The organism is Nonomuraea deserti, from assembly GCF_004348685.1.
Classification (GTDB): domain Bacteria; phylum Actinomycetota; class Actinomycetes; order Streptosporangiales; family Streptosporangiaceae; genus Nonomuraea; species Nonomuraea deserti.
Genome location: NZ_SMKO01000030.1, coordinates 22,185 through 43,365, shown reverse-complemented (window position 1 = coordinate 43,365; position 21,181 = coordinate 22,185). Strand labels below are relative to the sequence as shown.

At 70.4% G+C, this 21,181-nt stretch carries 26 protein-coding genes; 15 read left to right on the top strand and 11 right to left on the bottom strand.

Annotated elements, in window-relative coordinates:
- The first annotated feature begins 22 nt into the window (after positions 1–22).
- Positions 23–1,057, top strand: coding sequence for a hypothetical protein (locus E1292_RS14630; protein ID WP_132595686.1), 1,035 nt, complete (start codon positions 23–25; stop codon positions 1,055–1,057).
- Here E1292_RS14630 and E1292_RS14625 read toward each other — a convergent pair.
- Positions 1,041–2,393: an aminotransferase-like domain-containing protein gene (locus E1292_RS14625; protein ID WP_132595685.1), complete on the bottom strand. Its 1,353-nt coding sequence runs from the start codon at positions 2,391–2,393 to the stop codon at positions 1,041–1,043. The genes E1292_RS14630 and E1292_RS14625 overlap by 17 nt on opposite strands.
- A gap of 117 nt (positions 2,394–2,510) precedes the next feature.
- On the opposite strand from E1292_RS14625, the gene E1292_RS14620 reads away from it, so the two are divergent.
- The 6 genes from E1292_RS14620 to E1292_RS14595 are packed head-to-tail and all read left to right on the top strand — an operon-like array spanning position 2,511 to position 7,385.
- Positions 2,511–3,452, top strand: coding sequence for a substrate-binding domain-containing protein (locus E1292_RS14620; protein WP_132595684.1), 942 nt, complete (start codon positions 2,511–2,513; stop codon positions 3,450–3,452).
- The gene (locus tag E1292_RS14615) at positions 3,449–4,249 is read left to right on the top strand and encodes a deaminated glutathione amidase (protein WP_132595683.1); all 801 of its coding nucleotides are present in this window, start codon (positions 3,449–3,451) and stop codon (positions 4,247–4,249) included. Before E1292_RS14620 ends, E1292_RS14615 begins: the two co-directional genes overlap by 4 nt.
- Complete coding sequence (locus E1292_RS14610) at positions 4,242–5,180, top strand: ABC transporter substrate-binding protein (RefSeq protein WP_132595682.1); 939 nt, start codon at positions 4,242–4,244, stop codon at positions 5,178–5,180. Before E1292_RS14615 ends, E1292_RS14610 begins: the two co-directional genes overlap by 8 nt.
- Positions 5,177–6,085 carry an amino acid ABC transporter permease gene (locus E1292_RS14605; RefSeq protein WP_132595681.1) on the top strand — a complete coding sequence of 303 codons (909 nt, stop codon included), beginning with the start codon at positions 5,177–5,179 and terminating at the stop codon, positions 6,083–6,085. Before E1292_RS14610 ends, E1292_RS14605 begins: the two co-directional genes overlap by 4 nt.
- A gap of 8 nt (positions 6,086–6,093) precedes the next feature.
- Positions 6,094–6,846, top strand: coding sequence for an amino acid ABC transporter ATP-binding protein (locus tag E1292_RS14600; RefSeq protein WP_132595707.1), 753 nt, complete (start codon positions 6,094–6,096; stop codon positions 6,844–6,846).
- A 5-nt stretch (positions 6,847–6,851) separates the two neighbouring features.
- Positions 6,852–7,385, top strand: a complete 534-nt coding sequence (locus tag E1292_RS14595) for a GNAT family N-acetyltransferase (protein ID WP_246090117.1) — start codon at positions 6,852–6,854, stop codon at positions 7,383–7,385.
- Here the strand turns inward: E1292_RS14595 and E1292_RS14590 are convergent.
- The gene (locus tag E1292_RS14590) at positions 7,366–7,914 is read right to left on the bottom strand and encodes a TetR/AcrR family transcriptional regulator (protein ID WP_132595680.1); all 549 of its coding nucleotides are present in this window, start codon (positions 7,912–7,914) and stop codon (positions 7,366–7,368) included. The two genes, E1292_RS14595 and E1292_RS14590, sit on opposite strands and share 20 nt — an antisense overlap.
- A gap of 67 nt (positions 7,915–7,981) precedes the next feature.
- Between E1292_RS14590 and E1292_RS14585 the strand changes: the two genes are divergently transcribed.
- The 4 genes from E1292_RS14585 to E1292_RS14570 all read left to right on the top strand — a co-directional run bounded on the left by E1292_RS14585 (position 7,982) and on the right by E1292_RS14570 (position 10,428).
- Positions 7,982–8,305 (top strand): nuclear transport factor 2 family protein, encoded by a 324-nt coding sequence (locus tag E1292_RS14585; RefSeq protein WP_132595679.1) that lies wholly within the window; start codon positions 7,982–7,984, stop codon positions 8,303–8,305.
- 216 nt (positions 8,306–8,521) lie between these two features.
- Complete coding sequence (locus E1292_RS14580) at positions 8,522–9,214, top strand: B3/B4 domain-containing protein (RefSeq protein ID WP_132595678.1); 693 nt, start codon at positions 8,522–8,524, stop codon at positions 9,212–9,214.
- 298 nt (positions 9,215–9,512) lie between these two features.
- Complete coding sequence (locus tag E1292_RS14575; protein ID WP_132595677.1) at positions 9,513–9,935, top strand: hypothetical protein; 423 nt, start codon at positions 9,513–9,515, stop codon at positions 9,933–9,935.
- A gap of 88 nt (positions 9,936–10,023) precedes the next feature.
- Positions 10,024–10,428 (top strand): hypothetical protein, encoded by a 405-nt coding sequence (locus E1292_RS14570; RefSeq protein WP_132595676.1) that lies wholly within the window; start codon positions 10,024–10,026, stop codon positions 10,426–10,428.
- A 122-nt stretch (positions 10,429–10,550) separates the two neighbouring features.
- On the opposite strand, the gene E1292_RS14565 is transcribed toward E1292_RS14570, so the two are convergent.
- A complete protein-coding gene (locus tag E1292_RS14565; RefSeq protein ID WP_132595675.1) occupies positions 10,551–11,033 on the bottom strand; it encodes an Lrp/AsnC family transcriptional regulator in 483 nt (160 codons plus the stop codon).
- 94 nt (positions 11,034–11,127) lie between these two features.
- Between E1292_RS14565 and E1292_RS14560 the strand changes: the two genes are divergently transcribed.
- Positions 11,128–11,601: a rhodanese-like domain-containing protein gene (locus tag E1292_RS14560; RefSeq protein WP_132595674.1), complete on the top strand. Its 474-nt coding sequence runs from the start codon at positions 11,128–11,130 to the stop codon at positions 11,599–11,601.
- Between the two features lie 234 nt (positions 11,602–11,835).
- Here the strand turns inward: E1292_RS14560 and glnA are convergent, their stop codons facing one another.
- A complete protein-coding gene (glnA, locus tag E1292_RS14555; protein WP_132595673.1) occupies positions 11,836–13,260 on the bottom strand; it encodes a type I glutamate--ammonia ligase in 1,425 nt (474 codons plus the stop codon).
- An 84-nt stretch (positions 13,261–13,344) separates the two neighbouring features.
- Positions 13,345–13,857: a hypothetical protein gene (locus E1292_RS14550; RefSeq protein ID WP_132595672.1), complete on the bottom strand. Its 513-nt coding sequence runs from the start codon at positions 13,855–13,857 to the stop codon at positions 13,345–13,347.
- Positions 13,858–14,087: 230 nt separating this feature from the next.
- On the opposite strand from E1292_RS14550, the gene E1292_RS14545 reads away from it, so the two are divergent.
- Genes E1292_RS14545 through E1292_RS14535 form a run of 3 tightly spaced genes read left to right on the top strand, consistent with a single transcriptional unit; the run spans position 14,088 to position 16,161 of the window.
- A complete protein-coding gene (locus tag E1292_RS14545) occupies positions 14,088–14,549 on the top strand; it encodes an RDD family protein (protein WP_132595671.1) in 462 nt (153 codons plus the stop codon).
- Positions 14,550–14,606: 57 nt separating this feature from the next.
- Positions 14,607–15,245: a TetR/AcrR family transcriptional regulator gene (locus E1292_RS14540; RefSeq protein WP_246090115.1), complete on the top strand. Its 639-nt coding sequence runs from the start codon at positions 14,607–14,609 to the stop codon at positions 15,243–15,245.
- The gene (locus E1292_RS14535) at positions 15,223–16,161 is read left to right on the top strand and encodes a glycoside hydrolase family 113 protein (protein ID WP_132595670.1); all 939 of its coding nucleotides are present in this window, start codon (positions 15,223–15,225) and stop codon (positions 16,159–16,161) included. Before E1292_RS14540 ends, E1292_RS14535 begins: the two co-directional genes overlap by 23 nt.
- Here the strand turns inward: E1292_RS14535 and E1292_RS14530 are convergent.
- The 6 genes from E1292_RS14530 to lipA form a co-directional block, all read right to left on the bottom strand.
- Positions 16,142–16,906, bottom strand: a complete 765-nt coding sequence (locus tag E1292_RS14530) for a class I SAM-dependent methyltransferase (protein ID WP_132595669.1) — start codon at positions 16,904–16,906, stop codon at positions 16,142–16,144. The two genes, E1292_RS14535 and E1292_RS14530, sit on opposite strands and share 20 nt — an antisense overlap.
- A complete protein-coding gene (locus E1292_RS14525) occupies positions 16,906–17,586 on the bottom strand; it encodes a DUF4191 domain-containing protein (RefSeq protein WP_132595668.1) in 681 nt (226 codons plus the stop codon). Before E1292_RS14525 ends, E1292_RS14530 begins: the two co-directional genes overlap by 1 nt.
- 107 nt (positions 17,587–17,693) lie before the next feature.
- Positions 17,694–18,509: an alpha/beta fold hydrolase gene (locus E1292_RS14520; RefSeq protein WP_132595667.1), complete on the bottom strand. Its 816-nt coding sequence runs from the start codon at positions 18,507–18,509 to the stop codon at positions 17,694–17,696.
- The gene (locus tag E1292_RS14515; protein ID WP_132595666.1) at positions 18,485–18,871 is read right to left on the bottom strand and encodes a VOC family protein; all 387 of its coding nucleotides are present in this window, start codon (positions 18,869–18,871) and stop codon (positions 18,485–18,487) included. The genes E1292_RS14520 and E1292_RS14515 overlap by 25 nt, the downstream gene beginning before the upstream one ends.
- A gap of 160 nt (positions 18,872–19,031) precedes the next feature.
- Entirely contained in the window at positions 19,032–19,991 is a 960-nt protein-coding gene (locus tag E1292_RS14510) for an AraC-like ligand-binding domain-containing protein (RefSeq protein WP_165974533.1), read from the bottom strand.
- 175 nt (positions 19,992–20,166) lie between these two features.
- A complete protein-coding gene (gene lipA / locus E1292_RS14505; RefSeq protein ID WP_132595664.1) occupies positions 20,167–21,096 on the bottom strand; it encodes a lipoyl synthase in 930 nt (309 codons plus the stop codon).
- Positions 21,097–21,181 lie beyond the last annotated feature (85 nt).

The following is a 21,181-nucleotide window of genomic DNA, read 5'->3' as shown; positions in this document are numbered from 1 at the left end:
CTTGCGGGTGTATCAAAGCGCGATGCTCTCCGTTTACGTGGACCTGGCGCTCGGCCTCGTCGTGTCGTTCCTGCTGCTGTCGCTGCTGGTGAGCGGCCTGAACGAAGCCGTGGTGCGGCTGCTGTCCATCCGCAGCAAGTTCCTGTGGGCCTACCTCAGGGACACCTTGGACGGCTCGGACGCCCAGGGACGGTCCTGGTTACCGGCCGGCGTACGCGACGTCTTCGCGGCGCTGCCGTTCCAGCGCGACCCGCGCCCACGGCACAGTGGCCGGCCCGCGCCCGCCGAGACGGGGGAGCTGCCCGCCGGCGCGGGCGAGTCCGACGACGCCCTGGTCACCCTGCTCTACCAGCGGGTGCGGGAGATCGATCACCCCAAGAGGGGCCGCACCAGCATCGCCGACATCCCGCCGGGGCGGTTCGCGGTGGCCGTGATGGAGCTGGCCGCGGGCGCGCCCGGCGGCGTCGAGGGATTCCTGGCGAAGCTGAAGGAGATCGGCAGCCCGCTGCACGGGCCGCTCAACGGCGTGTGGGAGACGGCGCAGCGCGACCTCGACCGGTTCAGGCAGGGCGTGGAGACCTGGTTCGACGGCGAGATGCAGCGGCTCACCATGCTCTACCGGCGCTACGTCAGGTGGGTCGTCACCGTGCTGTGCGTCGCGGTGACGCTGCTGTTCACCGTGGACGGGCTGGAGCACGCCAAGACGCTGCTGCGCGACAACGCCTTCCGCGCCTCCGTGACGGCCGTCGCCGAGGCGGGGCCCGCCGCGTACGACGAGCTCAAGGCGCGGTGCACGGGCGGCGACCCGGTGTCGTGCGTCACGGACACGCTCAGCCGGCCGGCGCTGGCCAGGATGCTCGGCCAGGCGCCGCTCGCCGTGTCGATCCCGGAGCGGGGCGAGCCGGTGTTCGCCTGGAACGGCGGCGTGTGGTGGGACCGGCTGACCACGCCGAGCCACTGGCCCGGATTCCTGCTGACGTACGTGGCGTTGCTGTTCGGGGCGCCGTTCTGGTGGGACGTCCTCCGCCGGCTCACGGGGATCAGGTCGAGGCGCTGAGCCGCGTGCCCGTGGCGGCCAGCACGATCACGTCGGCCAGCTCCGCGAGCTCGCCGGGGTCGTCGGTGAGCCGGGCCGTGGCCAGCCGCAGGTGGTGGGCGGGCGCGGGGTCGATCACGTAGCGGCTGCCCGGGGCCGCCGAGATCCCGTGCGCCGCGAGGGTGACCAGCGCTGCCGACTCCTCGCGTACCGGCACCCACAACACCAGGCCGTCGCGCCCGCCCGTGCGAACGCCGCGGGCCGACAGCTCCGCGGCCAGCCGGGCGCGCCGGCCCGCGTAGGTGTCACGGGCGCGTTCGACGCCGGCCCGCGTCGCGGCGTCGCCGAGCAGGTGGGCCAGCGCGTCCTGCAGGATCCTGCTGGTCCAGCCGGTGCCGAAGCTGCGCAGCACGCGCACCCGCTCCACGGCCTCGGCCGCCCCGCCGATGACCGCGATGCGCAGGTCGGGGCCGTGGGATTTGGAGTACGACCGCACCAGCACCGTACGGTCGGGGAATCGCGTCCCCATGCTCACCATCGGCGAGACCGACAGCTCGCCGATCCCGTCGTCCTCGACGATGAGGGTCGCCGTGGGCTCCAGCAGGGCGGCCAATTCGGCGGAGCGCTCCGGGGTGACGGCGTGGCCGCAGGGCGACTGGCCGCGCGGCTGGTAGACGAACGCCACCGGCCTGGCCCGCAGGGCTTTGGCCAGCGCGCCGGGCAGCGGGCCGTCCCCGTCGCAGGCGACCGGGATGATCTGGACGCCGATCGTCTCCAGGATGTCCAGCAGCCGGGCCGCCGTCGGCTCCTCGATCGCGATCCGGTCGCCGGGCAGGGCCGCGGTCTGGCCGAGCAGCTGCACGCCCTCGTAGCCGCCGCCGACCGCGAGCCAGCCCTGCGCGGCGAACGGCCAGCCCGGCTCCACGGCGGCGCGCAGCCGCGGTGTGATCGTCTCGCGCGTGTAGTCGTTGAGCCGGTCGGTGCGGGCGGCCGCGGCCAGGGCCGTATCCAGCGGCGGCAGCAGCGCCGGGTCGGGGGACGCGATCGCCAGGTCGGTCGCCAGCCGGTCCCCGAAGTGGCCGATGCGCTCGTACCGGATGGGGCGCGGCACGTCGGGCGGGCCGAGCACCACCGTGCCCCTGCGGCGGTCGGTGCGGATCATCCCGTGCCGGCGCAGCTCCGACCACGCCTCGGCGACGGTGCCCGAGCTGACCCGCAGTTCCCTGGCCAGGGCGCGCACGGTCGGCAGGCGGGTGTCGGCGGTCACCGTGCCCTCCCGGATCAGGTCGGTCAGGACGGTCGCGATCCCGCGCGCGCTCGGTTCGCCGATGCGTTCCGCCAGCCATGCGGCGTCCACTCAACCCCCATGGGTTCCGCAAATCTTTGTTCAGTAACAAAGATCGTCTTGTGTTGGCCTTTCCCTGAACATATGGTTCATCGCAATTCGGGGCAACTAATGTCTTTTGGGGGGTTTGTGGCCGAGATTCGGATTCGGCTGGCGGCGCGGGACTGGGACCACCTCGTGCCGGTCGCGACGGGGGCGGTCAGGCCCGAGGGTTTCGCCCTCGACCTCGACTCGCGTGCCGTCACGCCCGACGTGCTGAGCGAGCCGGGCCTGGACGGCGGCGAGACCTCGTTCAGCAGGTACGTGCTCGGCCGCGCCGCCGGCGACGACCGGCTCGTGGGCCTGCCCGTCTTCGTCATGCGCGGTTTCCGGCACCGCTGCGTCCTGGTCCGGCGCGACAGCGAGCTGACCTCGCTGGAGGAGCTCAAGGGCGCCTGCGTCGGGCTCACCGGCTGGCCCGACTCGGGCAACACCTGGACCCGGGCCCTGCTCAGAGCCGCGGGCGTGGACCTCGGCGGCATCGACTGGACGGTCGGCCCGCTGGCCGCCGGCGAGACCGGCAAGGACAGGACCGGCCCGGTCCCGATCCCCGGCAACGTCTCGCTGACGGACGAAGGGCTCGCCGAAGGGCTCGCGGCCGGCCGCTTCGACGCGATCATGACGCCGTTCATGCCCGCGGAGCTCTTCACCCCCGGGAGCCGCCTGCGCCACCTGCTGCCCGACCACCGCGCCGCCGAACTCGCCTACTACGAGCAGACCGGTTTCGTGCCCGGCATCCACCTCGTGACGCTCAAGCGCGAGAGCGTCGAGCGCCACCCGTGGCTGCCGCAGGCCGTCCAGGACCTGTTCGAGCGCTCCAAGCGGCACTGGCTGGCCCGGCGGCGGCTGCTCGCCGACACCACGCCGTGGCTGCTGTCCGACCTGACCGCGACGGCGCTGACCTTCGGCCACGACTGGATGCCGTACGGCGCCGCCCCGAACGCGGCCATGGTCGCCGCCTTCTGCGCCGAGCTGCACGCCCAGGGCATCTCATCCCGTCGCATCGGAGCCGAGGAGGTCTTCGCCCCATGAGAATCGCCGTCGGACAGTTCGCCTCCGCGCCGGACTGGACCCAGAACCTCAAGACCTGCCAGGCCCTGATCGACCAGGCCTTGGCGGGCGACGCCGGGCTGCTCGTGCTGCCCGAGGGATCGCTCGCGCTCTTCGTCGACGAGCCCGCCCGCATCAGGGAGGCCGCGCAGCCGCTGGACGGGCCGTTCGTCAGCGGGCTGGTCGAGCGCACGCGCGGCTCCGCCACCACCGTGATCGCCGGCGTGCACATCCCCGCCGGCGACGGCCGCGTGTACAACGTCCTGGTCGCCGCCAGGGACGGCGAGCTCGTCGCCACCTACACCAAGCTCCACCTGTACGACGCCTTCGGCCGGCGCGAGTCCGACAACGTCGTCCCCGGCACGAACGCCCCCGTCGTGATCGACTGCGCGGGCTGGAAGGTCGGCATGATGACCTGCTACGACGTGCGCTTCCCCGAGATGGCCAGGCTCCTGGCCGACCAGGGCGCCCAGATCATCGCGCTGCCGACCGCGTGGGTGCGCGGACCGGCCAAGGAATGGCACTGGGAGGTCATGGTCACCGCCCGCGCCCTGGAGAACACCTGCTACGTGGCCGCCTCCGGCGAGTGCGGCCGGCGCAACATCGGCGCCAGCATGGTCGTCGACCCGCTCGGCATCACCCGGGCCCGCCTCGGCGACGCGCCGGGAATGCTCTGGGCCGACGCCTCGGCCGGCGAGCTGGCAGACGCCCGGCTCACCCTGCCCGTCCTCGAGAACCGGCGCTTCGCCGTCGACCCACGATTGGAGCGACATGTCTAGGTACACGACGCCCAGAGGCGTGACGGCCGCCCTGCTCGGCGCGGCTCTCCTGCTGTCCGGATGCGGCGCCAACCCCGAGGAGGCGGAAGGCGTCCTGAACTCCCAGCAGCCCAAGGGCACGACCGCCGCCCAGGCCAAGGACCAGGCGCTGTACGACCGGCTGCCCGACAAGGCCAAGAAGGCGGGCAAGCTCGTCTCGGTGAACAACGGCTCCTTCCCCCCGTACGAGATCGCCGGAGCCGACGGCAGGTCGCTGACCGGCGCCGCCGCCGACATGTCCGAGGCGCTCGGCCAACTGCTCGGCGTCAAGATCGAGCACGTCACCGTGGACGGCCTGCCCAGCTCGCTCACCGGCATCGCCTCCGGGCGCTACGACTTCGCCATCGGGCCCGTCGGCGACTTCCGTGACCGGCAGAAGTCCAACGACTTCGTCGACTGGGTCAAGGAGTTCGTGGTCTTCGCCGTGCTGAAGGGCAACCCGAAGAAGATCGGCTCCCTGGCGGACACGTGCGGGCTGAAGATCTCCGTCATGGCCGGCGGCTCCGCCGAGAGCGTGATCAAGGGCCAGTCGCAGACATGCGTCAAGGAGGGCAAGCCGAAGATCAACGTCCAGTCGTACAAGGACCAGCCCACCTCCGTGCTGGCGGTCAGCTCCGGACGGGCCGACGCGTTCTTCTCCTCCCAGGCGCCGCTCACCTACTTCGTGGAGCAGGCCGGCGGCAAGCTCGAACTCGCCGGCAAGGGGCAGTCCAACGGATTCGACGACCTGTACCAGGGCGCCGTCGTGGCCAAGGACTCGCCGCTGCGCGACGTGCTCAAGGACGGCATCCAGAAGCTGATGGACAACGGCACCTACGACGAGATCATGGACAGGTGGGGCACGTCCGACAACAAGCTCGACCAGGCCGGCGTGAACCTGGCGAAGTCATGAGCCTGCCCGACGTCGACGTCGCGGGCGCCGCCCGCACCCGCCACCCGCTGCGCTGGGTCGCCTCGATCGTCCTGCTCGTGCTCGCCGCCCAGCTCGTGAGCCTGCTGGTCACCAACCCCAACTTCCAGTGGGACGTGGTCGGCCGGTACGTCAACGCGCAGATCATCGGCCAGGGCATCTTCACCACGCTGCTGCTCACCGTGATCGCCATGGCCGTGGGCGTCGTCCTCGGGGTGCTCCTGGCCGTCGGCCGGCTGTCGGAGAACCCGGTCGCGCGGGCCGCCTGCGGCCTGTACGTGTGGTTCTTCCGCGGCACTCCGGTGCTGGTGCAGCTCGTGCTCTGGTACAACCTGTCGTACCTGCTGCCGGAGATCTCGTTCGGCATCCCGTTCGGGCCCGAGTTCGTCAGCGCCGACACCAACGTGCTCATCACGCCGCTGCTCGCCGCCATCCTCGGCCTCGGCCTGAACGAGGGCGCCTACATGGCGGAGATCATCCGCGGCGGTCTCATGTCGGTGGACCACGGCCAGACCGAGGCCGCCTCCGCGCTCGGCATAGGCGGCGCCAGGACCTTCCGCAGGATCGTGCTGCCCCAGGCGATGCGCTTCATCATCCCGCCCACCGGCAGCCAGGTCATCAGCATGCTGAAGGCCACGTCGCTGGTCAGCGTCATCGCGCTGGCCGACCTGCTCTACACCGTGCAGTCCATCTACAACCGTACGTTCCAGACCATCCCGCTGCTGATCGTCGCCTGCGTCTGGTACCTGGTGATCACCTCGATCCTGTACGTCGGCCAGTCGTTCATCGAGCGCCACTACGCGCGCGGCGCCACCAGGAACGCCCCGCAGAGTTTCTGGTCGTTCCTGACCTTCCGCCGCCGCCCGACCCCGGAGGTGCCCTCGTGACGATCCCCATGGTCCGCGCCCGCGGCGTGCGCAAACACTTCGGTCACCTCGAGGTGCTCAAGGGCATCGACCTGGAGGTGCGGCAGGGCGAGGTCGTGGTCGTCCTGGGACCGTCCGGATCGGGCAAGTCGACGTTCCTGCGCTGCGTCAACCACCTGGAGACCATCGACGGCGGCTCCATCCACGTCGACGGGGAGCTGATCGGGTTCGAGGCGTCCGGAGGCCGGGTGCGGCACCTGCGCCGGCGGGAGATCACCCGCCAGCGCAGGGAGATCGGCATGGTCTTCCAGCAGTTCAACCTCTTCCCGCACTTCACCGTGGTGCAGAACGTCATCGAGGCACCCGTCGGCGTCCGCGGCGAACCCCGCGGCCAGGCCAGGGAGCGCGCGCACGCGCTGCTGCGCCGCGTCGGGCTGGAGGAGAAGGCGGACGCCTACCCCCGTCAGCTGTCCGGAGGGCAGCAGCAGCGCGTCGCCATCGCCCGTGCGCTGGCGATGCGGCCCAAGCTGATGTTGTTCGACGAGCCGACCAGCGCCCTCGACCCCGAGCTCGTCGGCGAGGTGCTCGCGGTGATGAAGGGCCTGGCGGAGGACGGCCTGACCATGATCGTGGTGACCCACGAGGTCGGGTTCGCGCGGGAGGTGGCCGACCGGGTGGTGTTCATGGACGACGGCGTCGTGGTCGAGTCGGGCGCCCCGGCGGACGTGCTCGACCGCCCGGCCAGCCCGCGGACGAAGGCGTTCCTGAGCCGGGTACTCTGATCCGCGTGGAGACCGAGCGGCTGATCATGCGCCGGTGGCGCGACACGGACCTGGCGCCCTTCGCGGCCATGAACGCCGACCCCGAGGTGATGGAGCACTTCCCCGCGACCCTCACCCGGGAGCAGAGCGACACCATGGTCGACCGGATCGAGCGGGGCTTCGACCGGCACGGCTACGGGCTGTGGGCGCTGGAGGTGCGCGAGAGCGGGCTCTTCATCGGCTTCGCCGGGCTGGTGCCGCAGACGTTCGACGCTCCCTTCCTGCCCGCCGTGGAGATCGGCTGGCGGCTGGCCCGCCCGGCGTGGGGGCACGGCTACGCCACCGAGGCGGCCAGGCGGGCCGCCGCGTACGCGTTCGCCGAGGCGGGGCTCGACGCCATCATCTCCATGACGGCCGTGCGCAACGTGCGCTCGCGCGCCGTGATGGAGCGCCTCGGCATGACCCGCGACCCGGCCGAGGACTTCGACCACCCGAAGGTCCCCGAGAACAGCCCGCTGCGCCGCCACGTCCTCTACCGGCTCAGGCGCGACACCCGTTGAAGATGATCTCCAGCGTGCGGTCCCGCAGGTCGGGGGTCCAGCCGGCCAGCAGGGCCGCCTGCGAGGTCGCCGCGAGCAGGGCCATCACCTCGTCCAGCCGTACCCCCCGCCTGACCGCCCCGGCCCGCTGAGCGCGCTCCAGCAGCGTGCCGACCGGCCGGCGCAGCCGCTCCAGCGGCTCGCCGACCCGCACCTCCATGCCGCCGCCCGCCAGCAGCTCGGCCACGGTCCTGCGCGCCGCGGCCTCCTCCACCACGTGCGTGAAGAACGCGAACAACGCCGTCTCCGGATCACCGTCCTCCGCGAGCGCTTCCGCCCGCTCGGCCAGCTGTGCGAGCAGCCGCTTCACGATCGCGGCGAGCAGGTCGTGCTTCGTGGGGAAGTGCCGGAACACGGTCCCGATCGCCACCCCCGCCCGCGCGGCCACCTCCTCCGTCGAGGCGGACACGCCGCGCTCGGCGAAGACGGACTCGGCGGCGGTGAGGATGCGTTCGCGGTTGCGCCGGGCGTCGGCGCGCAGCTGGGTCATGGGCTGAGCTCCCGTTGACAACATGAGTGCTGACTCATTATTTTCGAACCATCATGAGTGATGACTCATCTTAGTTGGGTGGAAGGAGTCCCGTGGAGGGCGCGAGCGGTTCCTGGAACTCGCCCGCGCCGGCCGGGCCGCGCTGCCGGTGCGGCTGGAGCTGGGCGAGGTCACCGTGCACGACACCGCCGACCCCGACACGATCATCGTCGAGTACGAACTGGAAGCCGTCCTGCCGGGAACGGAGGAGCGCGTGTCGGCGCCCTTCATCGGCGTGCTCAGGGTCCGCGACGGGCGGATCGTGCACTGGCGCGAATACCAGGACGTGCTGCGGGTGGCCGCCGCCACCGGCCGCCTGCCCGACCTCCTCGCCGCGCTCCCCATCCCCTGACCAGCCGCCCTGCCGAGCCGCCCTGCTGAGCGCTGGCGAGCGGCGCTGGCGGGTGGTGCTGGGGAGTGGTGCTGACGGGTGGTGCTGGCGAGCGGTGGGACGGCCTCGGCCGCGCGCGTCCGTCCGGCGCGTCCGCGTCGCGCCTCCCGCGTTCCCGCACCGGGATGCGGGTACAGTGATCGGCCCGTTCTCCCTGGCCGCGACGACGAGGTGACCGTGCACTTCCAGCATTCGACCGACATCTGGCGCGACTTTCCCGAGCTCGTCCCGGGGGTGATGTCCGTGACCGGCGTCACCGAGGACGTCCGCGTGGACGACCGGCTCGCGCACTACGGCGAGATCGCCGCCAAGCGCCTGGCCACTGCCTCCGAGGGCGAGTTGCCGGAGATCAGGGCGTGGCGCCGGGCGTTCTCGGCGATGGGTCTGAAGCCGACGCAGTACCGCTGCGCGTCGGAGTCGCTGCTGCGCCGCTTCAGGAAGGAGGGCGCGCTGCCGCGGCTGCACCCGCTGATCGACCTGTGCAACGCGGTGTCCCTCGCGTACGCGGTCCCGGTGGCCGTCTTCGACGTCTCCCGGATCTCCTCCTACGTCGAGGTCCGCTACGCGGCGGGCGATGAGACGTACGTGACCTTCTCCGGCGAGACGGAGCGTCCGCCGGCCGGTGAGGTCGTCTTCGCCGACGCCGCCGCGATGGCGCACGCCCGCCGCTGGACCAACCGCCAGAGCGGCCACTCGGCCGTGCGCGACACCACGACCGACGTCCTGATCGTCGCGGAGGCCCTGCACGGCACGGCCCGCGCGGACATCGAGGCGCTCACCGCCGGACTGGCCGGTGAAGTGCGCGCCCTCTGGCGGGCGACTCCGGAACCCGTCCTCCTGACCGCCTCGTCGCCGCGCTTCACGTTCTGAGATCCCGCGCGGGCGCGTCCGACGCTAAATCCTAGGAATATGCCTCGAAACCGGTAAATGATGCCCAGATCATTATTGGACGTTTGGGTTTTGACGGGACGTTTGGGTTTATAGAGGTAGCTGAGAATATGTGCATGGGTACGTCTGCTTCCGTCTGAGCACCCGAGGTGGGTGCCTGGTTTCGGCTGATCTATCCATGAATGGAAACGAGCGCGTGAATACTAGAAGTCGGCAATCGCGGACGCCGCGCCATGGGCGGTTCGCGGTACTAGCTCTGGCCGGCGCTGTCGCCGGTGTCATGTTCCTTCCAGTGGGCCAGGGGGTGGCCAGCGCGAGCGCGGGCTACGTCGCCGTCGAGGCCGGGGGCCCGCCGTCCGCACCGGTACGGCACGTCTCGAAGCCGAGGCACGTCCCTAGGGAGAAGCCGATCCTGCGCAGCCCGCACTGGCACCCGCCGAAGATCGACATCATTGTCCACAACCTCAACCGCAACAAGAACAAGCACCGCCGCCACCACGACGAGCGGGACGTCAAGGTCAAGGTCGTCAAGCCGGAGGAGGTCAAGAAGGAAGACGTCAAGAAGGAGGACATCAAGCGCGACGACTTCGACCACCGCGACTTCGATCACCGTGACTTCGACCACCGCGACTTCGAGCCCGACGGCTTCGACAACGACCACGACGAGTGGTGGCCGACAGATGGTGATCTCACCGGGTGGTGACCGCGAGGGCGACTGACACCACGGCCGGATGTCACCCGTTGCTGGTACAGTCGCCGATCGAACCGGGAGGCCTCGTAGGAGCTGAGAGATGAGTGCCGGCATTCGATTCGACCAGAAGTCGCTGGAAGCAGCGGGGCGACACCTCCAGGACGTCTCAACCGAGTTCCAGCAGCGCACCCAGGCCCTGTTCGCGGCCGTGCGCGGCACCGGGGAGACGGCATGGGGAGGCAGCGCCGTGGGCATGGCCATGGACGGGCTGACCGATCTGCTCCAGCAGGCCTGCGCACATCTGGACGGCAACCTCCGGCTGACCGGCGAGGGCATCACGGCGATGGCTCGTGACTTCCGAGGCAGCGAGCACGCCGCTCAGGAGGCCGTCGACGCGGCCGGGCTCGGTTCCCCGAGCACGGCCGGTCCGGCTCCCGGTCCGGCTGCCGGTCCGGCTCCCGGTCCGGCGAGCATGGCCGGTCCGGCGCCTGGTTCCACGAGTTGAGGCGCACAGCGAGGGCGCGCGGGAAAGGCCATCGGCGAAGTAGCCGATGGCCTTTCTCGCGCCGTCCCACCTCCCGGCGGCCAGTGACCGGAGACGGCCGGAATCCGTTGCCGAAATCTCCACTAGGTGCGACGAGTGGACGATGACCAGGTGGTGGCGGTCGTGGTGACGGCGCGGCTGTGGAGGGGACTGGAGTAGACGACGCTGGTCGTGACGGAGCCCAGTGCGGAGATCCGGCCGGTGATGTGTTCGAGGTGGCGCATGGAACTGGCGACGACCTTCAGGACGAAGCAGTCCTCGCCGGTCACGTGGTGGGCCTCCATGATCTCGGGTGTGGTGGCGATCAGGTCGTGGAACGGCCGGTAGTTGCCGGTGGGATAGCGCAGCCGGACGAAGGCCAGGATGCCGAGCCCGAGGCGTTCAGGATCAACGACGGCGGAATAGCCGCTGATCACGCCTGTCTCCTCCAGCCGCCGGACTCGTTCGGTGACGGCGCTGGCCGACATGGACACGATCCGAGCCAGTTCGGCGTAGCTGGCCCGCCCGTCGTGCTGCAGGGCTTCGAGGATGCGCATGTCTGTCTCGTCGAGGGAAACATCGGCCATATGCGACGATTACCATGAAATCCATGGTCGTTTGGGGAAAACTCCGTTGGTCACCGCTTCCGGCGCGCGGTCAGGGTTCATAGTGTCGTGGGTCATGACCACCACATTCACGAGTCCGGCCCTGCGGGTGCCGCCTGCGGCTCCGGCGGACGCCGCCGCCTTCTTCACCGCCCGCCTCACCTTCCAGGCCGACGTCTCTGACGTTCACGCCTCCCTCGAGTCAGGAGACCCGGCGTTCGTGCTGGTCGACTCGCGGTCCGCCGACGGCTGGAGGCAGGGCCACGTGCCGGGCGCCGTACACCTGCCCACCGCCCTCATCCCGGACCGCGCCGCAGGCCTGCTCGACCCCGCGGTGCCGGTGATCACCTACTGCTGGGGGCCGGGCTGCGACGGCGCCACCCGGGCGGCACTCGCCCTCGCCCTGCTCGGCTACCGCGTCAAAGAGATGATCGGCGGCATAGAGTACTGGATCCGCGAGGGGTTTCCCGTCGGCACCGCGACCGGCTCGGAGAGACGTGCCCCTGACCCGCTGACCGCCCCGGCAGGCTCCGCCACCTGCGCCTGCTGACGACGCACCCTACGACCCGGGTGTGCGGGCGTCAAGGGGCCACGATTGGCGGGCCCCCTTTCCAGGTGCGGGAACGGCCCGGCATCGCGCTTCGATGCCGGGCCGTTCCGTTCCGTTCAGGTCCTGTTCCGCCGGAGGACGGGAAAGGACGGAGAACACGAGCAGGGACGGAAAGGTTCTCCCAGCTCGGCGACCGTTCCAAGGGAAGATCTCCGGAGCCGGGGAACCGCGCCGTCACACGTCGTAGTAGAGCTCGAACTCGTGCGGGTGCGGGCGCAGCCGGATCGGGTCGACCTCGTTCTCGCGCTTGTACGCCACCCACGTCTCGATCAGGTCGGGCGTGAACACGCCGCCCTCGAGAAGGTAGTCGTGGTCGTCCTCCAGCGCGTTGAGCACGTCGGTGAGCGAGCCCGGCACCTGCGGCACCTGGCGGGCCTCCTCCGGCGGGAGCTCGTAGAGGTCCTTGTCGACCGGCTCCGGCGGCTCGATCTTGTTGCGGATGCCGTCGACGCCGGCCATCAGCATCGCCGAGAACGCGAAGTAAGGGTTGCACGACGGGTCGGGCACCCGGAACTCGATGCGCTTGGCCTTCGGGTTGGAGCCCGTGATCGGGATCCGGACGCACGCCGAGCGGTTGCGCTGGGAGTAGACCAGGTTGACCGGGGCCTCGTAGCCGGGCACCAGACGGTGGTAGGAGTTGACCGTCGGGTTGGTGAAGGCCAGCAGCGACGGCGCGTGCTTGAGCAGGCCGCCGATGTAGTAGCGGGCGGTGTCGGACAGGCCCGCGTAGCCGACCTCGTCGTAGAAGAGCGGCGAGCCGTCCTTCCACAGCGACTGGTGGCAGTGCATGCCGGAGCCGTTGTCACCGAAGATCGGCTTGGGCATGAACGTGACCGTGTGGCCGTATTCGAGTGCCGTGCTCTTGATGATGTACTTGTACAGCATCAGGTTGTCGGCGGTCTTGAGCAGCGTGCCGAACTTGAAGTCGATCTCCGCCTGACCGGCCGTGCCGACCTCGTGGTGCTGCATCTCGACCTCGATGCCGCACTCGATGAGGTTGCGCACCATCTCGGAGCGCAGGTCGGTGAAGTGGTCCATCGGCGGCACCGGGAAATAGCCGCCCTTGTAACGCGGCTTGTAACCGAGGTTGCCGCCCTCGGTGGCCTTGCCGGTGTTCCAGGCGCCCTCGATGGAGTCGATGTAGTAGTAGCCGGCGTTCTGCCGCGTCTCGAAGCGCACGTCGTCGAAGATGTAGAACTCGGCCTCGGGGCCGAAATAGACCGTGTCGGCGATGCCGGTGCCCTTGAGATATTCCTCGGCCTTGCGCGCGACGTTGCGCGGGTCACGGCTGTAGGCCTCGCCGGTCAGCGGGTCGTGCACGAAGAAGTTGATGTTCAGCGTCTTGTGCTGGCGGAACGGGTCGACCACGGCGCTGGCCGGGTCGGGCAGCAGCAGCATGTCGGACTCGTGGATCGCCTGGAATCCACGGATCGACGATCCGTCGAACATGAGCCCGTCGGTGAAGACGCTCGCACTGAAGTTCTCTACCGGGAAGGTGAAGTGGTGAGTCGTCCCCGGCAGGTCGGTGAACCTGACATCGACGAACTGCACCCCTTCGTCACTGATGAACTTCAGGACGTCGTCGGCGGAGTTGAACACTCTCGAACCTCCCTGGGGACTGGCCATCATGCCGACGCTAGGGCTTGGCCGTTTCCGTCCGGTGTCTCGATTGTTTCGCACGTGTTACGCGGAGTCACGTGGGCTGCGACGCCTCACACCTCCGTCGCCGGACGGGGCGTCCTCGGTCGCGGGCTGTCCTGGGCGGTGCACCGCGTACACGATCAGGTGGCTGAGCTTCACGTCGGCGCCGCGCCACCCATCCTCCTCGTACGTGCCCAGCGCCGCCTCGCCCTGCACCTTGATCGCGCCGGTGGCGAGCTCGGCCGCCTTCGGGGCGAAGCTGTCGACGAGGCTCCTGGCGGCCCGGCGCTTTCCGGGGCCCTTGTGCGTGAACCACTCGCGCTGCTCCCGGTGCAGCAGCTTGACGAGGGCGGCCGGGTCGTCGCCGAGCAGCGTCTTCCTGTCGAGGTGGGCGGTGGCCAGCAGCGCGCGTCCGCTCCAGGCCCTTGGCGACGTCCTCCTCCGACAGCCCGCCCAGCGCCTTCGGCCCGGGCAGGACGAAGCCGTCGATCCCCTCGGCGTGGTGCTCGGCCGGCGAGCCCGCGAACGGGTCGAGCGGGTCCACCGGCATGGCATTCTCGATCAGCGCTCCCGAGGAGCCGGGCAGGCCGGGGGCGATGGTTGGCGATCACGCACCCGGCGGCGATCAGCATCGTGAGGGTGGCCATCGTGTACCAGGCGGGGCCGACGGCGTGCGGTGGCATCGTCAAGGCCATCGTCGTGTGGCACGGCGTCCAGGATGGCGGCTCCGCGACGCGAACGGGTCACGAAGCGGACCGCCGCACCGGGCGGCTACCGTTGACTCCATGAGCGGCAAGGAACCTCGGTGGACGCAGACGTGGCTGGGCGGGCTCCGCTCCGCCGGGGTCGATCTCGGATATCCGGGGGAGCGCCTCGGGCTGCCCGAGGAGGGCAGCGGGTCGATCGCCGGGTGGGGCCGCAGGATCGCCGCGCTCGTCATCGACTGGATGATCTGCACGTGGGTCGTCGTGCAGTTGCTGTTCCGGATGAACCCGGCGGAGTCGCCGTGGGCGCCGGCGCTCGCCTTCGCCGTGCAATACCTGATCCTGGTCGGGCTCATGGGGCAGACGTTCGGGCACCGCCTGGCGGGCATCAGGGTCGCCGCCATGGACGGCGGCGATCCGCGGTTGCTGCCCGTGCTGGTGCGCACCGTGCTGCTCGCCCTGGCCCTGCCGGCCCTGATCTGGGACCGTGACCACCGAGGGGTGCACGACCGCGTGTCCAACACGATGGTCGTCCGCATGTGAGCGGATAAAAACCATACCGGGTTCGGAATTGTACCCGGTATGGTTTATGCTGCCCGCATGATGATGGCGGGGCTCAGGGAGCGGAAGAAGGAGCAGACGCGCCGGCGCATCTTTCAGGTGGCGCTGCGGCTGTTCGACGAGCGCGGTTACGACCAGGTGACCGTCAACGAGATCGCCGAGGCGGCCGGGGTCGCCAAGGTGACATTGTTCAGCTATTTCCCCACCAAGGAGTGCCTGGTCACCGACGGGGTCAAGGACGACCTGGCCGCCGTCGTGACCGGCCGCCCCGAAGGATGCTCGCCGATCGAGGCCCTGCGCGCGCACTACCGGGCGACTGCCGCACCGGTCGCGAAAGACATGGACGTCGAGACGCTGATCACCAGGATCCGCGTGATCTCGTCCAGCCCCGCCCTGCTTGCCGCGGTGTACGGAGCCCAGATGAGCCAGCGCCACGAGCTGGCCGCCGCCCTCGCCGGCGGTCGGGAGCCCGATCTGACGGCGCACCTGACGGCCGCGCAGATCACCGCCGCCATCACCACCCTCCAGGAGACCTTCTTCCATCGGCTCGCCGCGGGCGCGCCGCTGGAGGAGGCGGCCAGGCAGCTGGCCGGAGACGTCGAAGTGGCCTTCGACCTTCTGGAGCACGGGCTGACATACACGGAAGAGGAGAAGCATGAAAAGGGGCATCAACTATGACACCGGGTTCCTCCCGGGCGACGATCTGAGCCGCAGGTCGTTCGACCTCGAAGACGTCGAGCGCGACATGCGCACCATCGCCCGCGACCTGCACTGCGACTCGGTCCGCATCTCCGGCCGCGACCCCGGGCGCATCACCGCCGCCGCCGAACGCGCGGTCGCGGCCGGACTGGAGGTCTGGTTCACCCCCTTCCCCGTTGACCTGACGGAGGACGAGATGTCGGCGCTCTTCGCCGAGTCGGCCGAGCGTGCCGAGGCCCTGCGCCGCGCCGGCGGCGACGTGGTGCTGGTCACCGGCTGCGAGATCACCGCCTTCGGCCACGGCTTCATCGAAGGCGCGGCCTACCGCGACCGGCTCGACGCGATGATGACCGGCGACGTGCCGTGGTGGACGACGCTCATGCAGGTCATGCCGCGCTTCAACGCCTACCTGGCGACGGTGGCCGAGACCGTGCGGCCGCTGTTCGGAGGCCGGCTGAGCTACGCCTCCGGGCCGTGGGAGCCGGTCGACTGGGCGCCGTTCGACGTGGCGGGCGTGGACGCCTACCGTGCGGCGTACAACGCCCACGACTTCACCGACGAGCTGCGCGCGCACTTCAAGCAGGGCAAGCCGGTCGCGGTCACCGAGTTCGGCACCTGCCCCTACCAGGGGGCGGGCGAGCGCGGCGGCTCGGCGTGGGTGGTGCCGGAAGGCGCGGTGCGCGACGAGGGGGAGCAGGTCCGCTATTTCACCGAACTGATGGACGTCTTCGAGCAGGAGGGCGTCGAGACCGCCCTGTGGTTCACCTTCGCCGCCTACAACAGGACCGGCGACGCCGACCTCGGTTCCTACGGCGTGGTCAGGATGCTCGACGAGAAGAGGTGGGAGCCCAAGGAGGTCTTCCACGCCATGGCCGCTAGGTACGCGAGCAGCTGAAGATGGCCGTGCCCGGGAGGTGACGGCCGCGCAGCGGGCTCCAGCCACCCCACACCCGCTCGTGCCCCTCGGGCCATTCGGGCTCCAGCAGCCCGGTGACGGTCAACCCCGACGTCACCAGCAGATTCACCCAGTCGCCCATCGTGCGGTGATGCTCGACGTACGTCACGTTGCCGTGCTCGTCGTGCTCCACGTAGGGGGACCGGTCGAAATAGGGCCGGTCGGACGTCAGGCCGCGGGGCCCCGGATCATCGGGGAACGCCCACCTGACGGGATGGCTCGCCGAGAACACGAACCGGCCGCCCGGCCTGAGCACCCGGCGCACCTCGCGGAACACGGCGAGGGGATCGGCCACGAACGGCAGCGCCCCGTACGCCGAGCAGGCCAGGTCGAAGGAGGCCCCGGCGAACGGCAGCGACTCGGCGTCGGCCTGCAGCACGGGAACGCGCAGGCCGGTGTCGAGGTCGATGCGCCTGGCGTGGAGCAACTGGCGGTGGGCGATGTCGAACGCGGCGACCTCGGCCCCCTGCGACACCAGCCACCTGGCGCACTGCGCCGCCCCGCAGCCGATCTCGAGCACGCGCCGGCCGCGCACCTCCCCGAGGAGGTGCGCCTCGGCCTCGTCCACGCCTTCCGGACACCACACGAAGCCGCTGTCACGCAGGAAGCCGCCGTGCTCGACCTGGTAGTCGTCGGCGTTGCCGTCCCACCAGCCGCGACTGGCCCGCGACGAGACCGACGGCACTAGCGCATCTTGGGGCCGCGCGGCATGCGGGCGCCCTTGGGCATCGGCCCCTTGGGCATCGGCATGTTCTTCGGCAGCGACCGCAACCGGTCTTTGACCTCGTTGACCGAGGGCTTCTTCAGGTTGCGCGGCAGCTTCATGATGTGGCGCTGCAGCTTGCTGATCGGCACCTGCCCTTCGCCGTCACCGCACTGGATGTCGTAGATCTCGACGCCCAGCACCACCCGCGCGACCCGCTTCTTCTCGGCCGCCAGCATCTTCGCCACCCGGTTGCCCGGCCCCTCGGACACCAGCACGACGCCCGGATAGCCGACCACGAGATGGATCAGGTCCTGGTCGCGGTTGACCGCGATGGCCGGGGTGACCTGCCAGTTGCCCCGCATGCCCTGCAGCACCGCCGCCGCGGCGCCCGTCTGGCCGTGCAGGATCGAGTATTGGGCCTTCTGCGCCAGCTGCCCGAAAACCACCAGGCCGACGGTGAACGCGGCCAGCACGCCGATGAACACCGAATACCACAAGTAGTCCGTGACCAGGCCGATCACGACGACCACGGCCAGCGTGCCCACCGCCGAGAGGAAGACGATCGGCATCCCCTTGGGATTGGCCTGCTTGATGATCTTCGCGATCATGCGGAGCTGTTTGATGCGCCCCGGCTTCTCTGGGTCCTCGGACTTTGCCATGCTCAGAAGGATACAAACCAACTGGTGCCGGATGGAAAACGTGGCCGCCCGTTTTCGCTTCCAGGCTGGATCGTGACCTTCTGCGGCCGCACGCTCGCCGCTCGTCCTCACGCGGTGACGAAGAACTCCAGCAGCTCGGGCACCAGCGCCTCCGGCGCCACGTTGTGCGCCTGGCCCTCCAGCACGCGGTGCACCGCCCCGGGCACCGCCGCCGCCACCGCCTGCCCCGCCCGAGCCATCCACGCGGGGCCGGCATCGCCGGTGAGCACGAGCGCCGGCTGCGTGAGCGCCGCCAGCCGGCCGGCGGGCAGCCGGTTGCCCGGCCCCATCACGGCCGCCTCGTAAGCGAGGGTGTGCGCGACCGCCTCCATCGGCACCCAGGACGGCAGCGCGCGCATCGCGGCGACGGCCTCGGGCGGCGCCTCGGCGGCCTCCACCATGAACCGCTCCACCGCCTCGCCCCGCCTGCCCGCCCGCACCAGAGCGTCGAGCTGCGCCGCGAAGTCGTCCGGCAGCGGGGGCGCGCTGTCGTCCACGTGGTACGGCGGCTCCCACAGGGCCAGCTTCGAGATCGCCGGGTTCACGGCCGCCGCCTCGATCGCCAGCGCGGCCCCCGACGAGCCGCCGAACACCATGGCCGTGCCGCCCGCCGCATCGACGACCGCGGCCAGATCCTCGACCTCCCGCTCGACGGCGTACGGCCCGGTGTCGCCGCTGTCGCCGCGGCCCCTGCGGTCGTAGTTCACGACCGTGAACCACGGGGCCAGGGCGGCCGCCACGCTCGCCAGCGTGGCGTGCCCCCTGTCGGTGAAGGCTCCGTTGACCAGGACGAGGGCCGGTCCCGAACCGTACCGGTCGAAGGCGATGGCGGTGCCGTCCGCCGAGGTCGCCTTGCCGCTCAACCGGCGGGCTGGATCAGGCACAGCGCCTCCCAGTGGTGGCCGTCGAGGTCGGCGAAGCCGCGCTGGTAGCGGAAACCGTCGTCGGGCTGCACGCCCGCGGGCGTGGCGCCGAGCGCCAGCGCCTTGTCCACCAGCTCGTCCACCTGCGCCGGGCTCTCCACGCCGAGCACCAGGATCGACTCGGTGGTCTTGGCGGCGTCGCCGATGTCCTTGGTGATGTACTGGGCGAACACCGGCTCCGTGAGCAGCATGACCTGCGCCTCCGCACTGATGATCACCGACGCCATGTCGGGGGACGCGCCGAACAGCTGGAAGCCGAGGCCGGTGAAGAACTCCTTCGACCGCTCCAGATCCTTGACCGGGAGGTTCACAAAAAGCTGCATGTCCGAGGCCTTTCGCCGTTGGGGAGGAACACCCATGAGTCTGCCGACCGGCGGCTCCCGGGTCTTGGATCTGGACGCCAGGCGACTTGACGTTCAGCGCACTGTGCCCAGAAACGTGCCGGCACGCAGGGTGCTCAGGGCGCGCCGGCACGCAGGGTGCTCAGGGCGCCCCGGCGCGGCGGTACTCCGCGGGCGGCATCCCGTACGCGCGCCGGAACAACCTGCTGAAATGCGCCGAGTCGGGCAACCCCCATCTGGCTCCGACGCTGCTCACGGACAGGTCGCGCATCGCGGCGTCGGCCAGGTCGGCCCGGCAGCGCTCCAGGCGGCGCTGGCGGATGTAGGAGGCCACCGTCGTGTGCTCCTGCTCGAACAACCGGTGCAGATAGCGCACGGAGATGTGGTGGGCGGCGGCGACGGTGGCCGGGTCGAGGTCGGCCTGGCCGAGGCGCTCCTCGATGAAGGCGCGGACGCGCAGCAGCAGCGTGCGCCGGCGCGTGTCGGGCGCCAGGGTCCGGGCCTGCTCCATCCGCTCGGCGACGGCGGTGCCGATCAGGTCGAGTACCACGGTCGCCAGCCTGGCGGCGCTGGCCGGCTGGTAGCTCTCGAGGTCGAACGCCACCCTGCGCAGCAGCGGGGCGGCGAGCGCGGCGGCGCCCGTCTCCGCCGTAATGGGCAGCGCCGTCAGCTCGGACATGGCGCCGGGAGGCAGGGCGAGCAGGTCGTGCGGCAGGCTGAACACCGCGAGCTGCACCGCCCCGTCGTAGGCCAGCTCGTACGGGCGGGTGAAGTCGTAGATGGCGAACTCGTCGCGGCGGAGCTGGGCGGCCCGGCCGTCCTGGGAGATCCGCGGGCTGCCTGACACGGCCAGCACGACCCGGTAGACGTCGGGGTTGTCGCGGCGGATCAGGCCGGGGGTGCGGTGAACGCTGTGCGGCGTGGAGGTGCGGACCCTGCCGACGCCCACGGAGCCGAGCTGGCCGAGCTCGATCTCGCCCCGCAGCGGGGCGTCGGGGTCGATGCGCAGGTCGAGCGGGCCGAGCGTGTCACACACGAGAGCCCGCCAGGCGTCGTGGCGGCTCTTGGCGGGTAAGTCGCTGGTCCGGATCAGAACGGCCATGCCCGTCATCCTCCTGTCGGCGGCCCTGGCCATGCTAACGCCGGCGGATACGGCAGGGCTGATACGGCAGGGCTGACTCGGCAGGGCTGACTCGGCAGGGCGGATACGGCAGGGCGGATACGGCAGGGCGGACACGCAAGAGCCCCGGGCGCGCGCCCGGGGCCCTGCCATCCGCTCAAGCGGTCTGGCGCGCCTCGATGGCCTGCTTGTAGAGCCTGCCCGCCCGGTAGGACGAGCGGACCAGCGGCCCGGACAACACTCCGGCGAACCCGATGGCCTCGGCCTCGGCCTGCAGCTCGACGAACTCCTCCGGCTTGACCCACCGCTCCACCGGGTGGTGGCGCGGCGTCGGCCGGAGGTACTGGGTGATCGTCAGCAGGTCGGTGCCGGCCGCGTGGAGGTCGCGCATGGCCTCGGTGATCTCCTCGCGCGTCTCGCCCATGCCCAGGATCAGGTTGGACTTGGTGACCATCCCGGCCTCGCGGGCCGTCGTGATCACCCCGAGCGAGCGGTCGTAGCGGAAGGCCGGGCGGATGCGCTTGAAGATCCGCGGTACCGTCTCGACGTTGTGCGCGAACACCTCGGGCCGGCTGGAGAAGACCTCCTCCAGCTGGTCGGGGTTGCCGTTGAAGTCGGGCACCAGCAGCTCGACGCCGCAGCCGGGCAGCAGCGCGTGGATCTGGCGCGCGGTCTCGGCGTAGAGCCAGGCGCCGCCGTCGGGCAGGTCGTCGCGGGCCACTCCCGTGACGGTGGCGTAGCGCAGGCCCATCTGCTGGACGGACTCGGCCACCCTGCGGGGCTCGTCGCGGTCGTATTCCTTGGGTTTGCCCGTGTCGATCTGGCAGAAGTCGCAGCGGCGCGTGCACTGGTCGCCGCCGATGAGGAAGGTGGCCTCGCGGTCCTCCCAGCACTCGTAGATATTGGGACAGCCCGCCTCTTCACAGACCGTGTGCAGACCCTCCCGGCGCACCAGCGACTTGAGCTCGGTGTATTCGGGGCCCGTCTTCAGCTTGGTCTTGATCCACGGGGGCTTGCGCTCGATAGGGGTTTCGGCGTTGCGCACCTCCAGGCGGAGGAGCTTTCGGCCTTCAGGAGCAACGGTCACGTTCTCAGCTTACGTCTCCCGCGACCCGCGCTGTCCGAGGGGGCGTACGCGCCCACGTGACCAGGCCGGACCCGCCTGACGTCCA

Bases quoted from the DNA above. Each gene is read 5' to 3' on its own strand.
- E1292_RS14605 (WP_132595681.1), top strand. From the start codon at position 5,177: ATGAGCCTGCCCGACGTCGACGTCGCGGGCGCCGCCCGCACCCGCCAC.
- E1292_RS14525 (WP_132595668.1), bottom strand. From the start codon at position 17,586: ATGGCAAAGTCCGAGGACCCAGAGAAGCCGGGGCGCATCAAACAGCTC.
- E1292_RS14630 (WP_132595686.1), top strand. From the start codon at position 23: ATGCTCTCCGTTTACGTGGACCTGGCGCTCGGCCTCGTCGTGTCGTTC.
- E1292_RS14540 (WP_246090115.1), top strand. From the start codon at position 14,607: ATGATGATGGCGGGGCTCAGGGAGCGGAAGAAGGAGCAGACGCGCCGG.
- E1292_RS14565 (WP_132595675.1), bottom strand. From the start codon at position 11,033: ATGGCCGATGTTTCCCTCGACGAGACAGACATGCGCATCCTCGAAGCC.
- E1292_RS14515 (WP_132595666.1), bottom strand. From the start codon at position 18,871: ATGCAGCTTTTTGTGAACCTCCCGGTCAAGGATCTGGAGCGGTCGAAG.
- E1292_RS14590 (WP_132595680.1), bottom strand. From the start codon at position 7,914: ATGACCCAGCTGCGCGCCGACGCCCGGCGCAACCGCGAACGCATCCTC.
- E1292_RS14600 (WP_132595707.1), top strand. From the start codon at position 6,094: ATGGTCCGCGCCCGCGGCGTGCGCAAACACTTCGGTCACCTCGAGGTG.
- E1292_RS14550 (WP_132595672.1), bottom strand. From the start codon at position 13,857: ATGCCATGCCGGTGGACCCGCTCGACCCGTTCGCGGGCTCGCCGGCCG.
- E1292_RS14545 (WP_132595671.1), top strand. From the start codon at position 14,088: ATGAGCGGCAAGGAACCTCGGTGGACGCAGACGTGGCTGGGCGGGCTC.
- E1292_RS14575 (WP_132595677.1), top strand. From the start codon at position 9,513: ATGTTCCTTCCAGTGGGCCAGGGGGTGGCCAGCGCGAGCGCGGGCTAC.
- E1292_RS14615 (WP_132595683.1), top strand. From the start codon at position 3,449: ATGAGAATCGCCGTCGGACAGTTCGCCTCCGCGCCGGACTGGACCCAG.
- E1292_RS14560 (WP_132595674.1), top strand. From the start codon at position 11,128: ATGACCACCACATTCACGAGTCCGGCCCTGCGGGTGCCGCCTGCGGCT.
- E1292_RS14535 (WP_132595670.1), top strand. From the start codon at position 15,223: ATGAAAAGGGGCATCAACTATGACACCGGGTTCCTCCCGGGCGACGAT.
- E1292_RS14570 (WP_132595676.1), top strand. From the start codon at position 10,024: ATGAGTGCCGGCATTCGATTCGACCAGAAGTCGCTGGAAGCAGCGGGG.
- E1292_RS14510 (WP_165974533.1), bottom strand. From the start codon at position 19,991: ATGGCCGTTCTGATCCGGACCAGCGACTTACCCGCCAAGAGCCGCCAC.
- E1292_RS14610 (WP_132595682.1), top strand. From the start codon at position 4,242: ATGTCTAGGTACACGACGCCCAGAGGCGTGACGGCCGCCCTGCTCGGC.